This is a genomic window from Streptomyces sp. NPDC004658 (genome assembly GCF_040609555.1).
Lineage (GTDB): Bacteria > Actinomycetota > Actinomycetes > Streptomycetales > Streptomycetaceae > Streptomyces.
Window position 1 is genome coordinate 1 of record NZ_JBEXKG010000346.1, and the last position, 2,774, is coordinate 2,774.

The following is a 2,774-nucleotide window of genomic DNA, read 5'->3' on the forward strand; positions in this document are numbered from 1 at the left end:
CCGGGCGCGCGGTGCCGGGCGGCCGGTCGGCGTACTCGGTGCGGCTGCCGTCCGTCACCCGCCCGGAGCCTCGGGTGCCGCCGGCCGAGCGGACGGTGCCGTGGCTGCGGATCAGCGCGGCCTACGCCTGGCGGCTGATTCTCGTCGGCGTCGTCGTCTACGGCGTCTTCAGCGTCCTCGGCAGCTTCCAGCTCATCGCCGTGGCGCTGTTCCTCGCCCTGGTCGTGACGTCCGTGCTGCGCCCGCTGACCGATCTGCTGAACCGCTTCCTGCCGAGGCCGCTGTGCGTGGCGATCGCGCTGGTGGGCAGTCTGGTGCTGCTGCTGGGCCTGCTCGCGCTGGTGGGCAGCGCGGTGGCGGGCGAGTCGGCCCGGCTGGCGAGTGAGTTCCGGGGCGGCGTCCACCGCATCGAGGAATGGCTGCGCCGGCCGCCGTTCCGGCTCAGCGCCGACGCGCTCGCCGGGTTGCAGCGCCAGGTGACGCACTACATCGCCACGCACCGGGCCGCTCTGTTCAGCAGCGCGCTCAGCGAGCTGGGCCGGGTGGTCGAACTGGTCACGGGCGCGGCCCTGGCACTGTTCGCCTCGGTCTTCTTCCTCTACTCGGGCGAGCACCTGTGGAGCTGGACGCGGGACCAGTTGCTGCCGAGCGGTGCCCGCCCGGCGTGGGACCGGGCGGGCCGGGCGGCCTGGCGGGCCTTCGCGGGGTACACGCGCGGCATCATCATCGTGGCCGCCACCAACGCCGTCCTGGTGGGAGTGGTCCTGCTGGTGCTGCGGGTACCGCTCGCACTGCCGCTGACGCTGCTGGAGTTCTTCGCCGCGTTCGTGCCGCTGGTGGGCTCGCCGGTGGCGCTGGGGGTCGCCACGATCGTCGCGCTCGCCGGGCGCGGCCCGCTCACGGCGGTCGGGGTGCTGGTGCTGATCGTGGTGATCGGCCAGTTGGAGGGGCACGTGCTGCATCCGCTGGTGATGAGCTGGGCGGTGCGGCTGCACCCGCTCGTCGTGGCGGTGTCGGTCATCGCGGGCAGCATCGTCGCCGGGGTGATCGGCGCCGTCGTCGCGGTTCCGCTGGTATCGGTCGTCTGGGCGGTGCTGCGGGCGCTGCGCGCGCTGCCACCGTGAGGGACCGCACCCGCGACGGGTGCTGAGGAGGCCCGGCGCCGTCACCCACAGCTCAGCGCAGGGCGGCCGCGACGAGGCCGCGGATCTCCTCCTCCTGGACGCTCCCGCCGTGCACCAGCCGGTCGAAGACCAGCCCGTCCACGCAGGTCAGCAGGGTCACCGTGCGGTCCTCCGGGTCCGCGACGCCCTGTGCGGCGAGGAATGCGCGCACGATCCGCCGCCCCTGGTTGTCGCGCGGCACGAGGATCTCGCGCAGCTCGGGGTGGTGGGCGCTCTCGACGGCGCAGGCGTAGCGGGCGAGGGACCGCCGGCGGCCCTCCCCGGTGAGCCGTGCCGCGATCAGCGCGGCGATGCCGGCCGCCAGTTCGTCGGCGGTCCGGGGTACGGGCGTGGCGGCGCCCCTCTCCTCCAGCTCCGCCTGGTCGAGCTCCACCAGACGCCGGACCAGGGCGGTGAGGAGGGCCTGCCGGGTGCGGTAGTACGCGGAGGTGGTGCCGGTGGGCAGCCGGGCCGCCCGGTCGACCGCGCGATGCGTCAGCCCGCGCATGCCGGTGTCGGCGAGCACGGTGATCGCCGTGTCGGCGAGGAGGGTACGTCGGTCTGTGGCCACCCCCTCTTTCTACACCCGCCTTCTACGGATGTAGAACGGCGCGCTAGGGTGCTTCTACAGGTGTAGAAACCCACGGGAGGGGACCGGCATGGGCGGCACGGCGGTGGTGGTCGGGGGCGGTATCGGCGGGCTGGCCGCGGCACTCGGCCTGCGCCGGATCGGCTGGGAGGTCCGGGTGGTGGAGCGGGCCGCCGTCCTGGACGACGCGGGCGCCGGCATCTCGCTGCACGCCAACGGGCTGCGCGCGCTCGACGCCGTGGGCGTCGGCGCGGCGGTCCGGGCGGCGGCGCGCCCGCAGTACACCGGGGGCACCCGCACCCCGGCGGGCCGGTGGCTGTCACGCATGGACGGGGCCCTGCTGGAGCGCGAACTGGGCTCCCCCATCGTCGGCATCCCGCGCGCGGTCCTGCACCGCCTGCTGCGCGCGGCGCTGCCCGGGGACTGCCTGCTCGTCGGCGCGACCGTGGAGACGCTCGACCTCTCGGCCCCCGGCCGGGTGGCCGTGCCGGTCGGGGACGGCGTCCTGGAGGCGGACCTGGTCGTCGCGGCGGACGGCGTGCACAGCCGGCTGCGCGGCCGGCTGTTCCCGGACCACCCCGGTCCGGTGTACGCCGGCTCGACGGTGCTGCGGGCCCTCACCGAGGGTCCGCTGGACGTGGCCACCGACTTCGAGCTGACCTGGGGCGCGGGGGCCGAGTTCGGGCACATCGCGTTCACCGACGGCCGCGCCGAGTGGCACGCGGTGCTCAACGCGCCGCCCGGGGTCCGCCACGCCGACCCGCTCGGCATGCTCCGCCACCGCTTCCGCGACTGGCACGAGCCGGTCCCGGCGCTGCTGGCCGCCACCCGGCCCGAGGCCGTGCTGCACCACGACATCCACGAACTGGCCACGCCCCTGCCGTCGTTCACGGCGGGACGGGTGGCGCTGCTGGGCGACGCGGCGCACGCCATGACGCCGCATCTCGGCCAGGGCGCCTGCCAGGCCCTGGAGGACGCGGTCACCCTGGCCGCCGCGCTGGCCGGCGAGGCCTCGGTCGGCG

3 protein-coding genes are annotated in these 2,774 nt (G+C 75.6%); 2 read left to right on the forward strand and 1 reads right to left on the reverse strand.

Annotated features, from left to right (window positions below; all coding sequences use genetic code 11):
* On the forward strand, positions 1–1,124 hold a 1,124-nt coding region (locus tag ABZV94_RS41095; protein WP_356350155.1), incomplete at its 5' end, for an AI-2E family transporter.
* A gap of 52 nt (positions 1,125–1,176) precedes the next feature.
* On the opposite strand, the gene ABZV94_RS41100 is transcribed toward ABZV94_RS41095, so the two are convergent.
* The gene (locus ABZV94_RS41100; protein WP_356350157.1) at positions 1,177–1,734 is read right to left on the reverse strand and encodes a TetR family transcriptional regulator C-terminal domain-containing protein; all 558 of its coding nucleotides are present in this window, start codon (positions 1,732–1,734) and stop codon (positions 1,177–1,179) included.
* A gap of 88 nt (positions 1,735–1,822) precedes the next feature.
* Between ABZV94_RS41100 and ABZV94_RS41105 the strand changes: the two genes are divergently transcribed.
* Positions 1,823–2,774, forward strand: a 952-nt coding sequence (locus ABZV94_RS41105; protein WP_356350159.1) for an FAD-dependent monooxygenase, incomplete at its 3' end; no start/stop codon positions are given.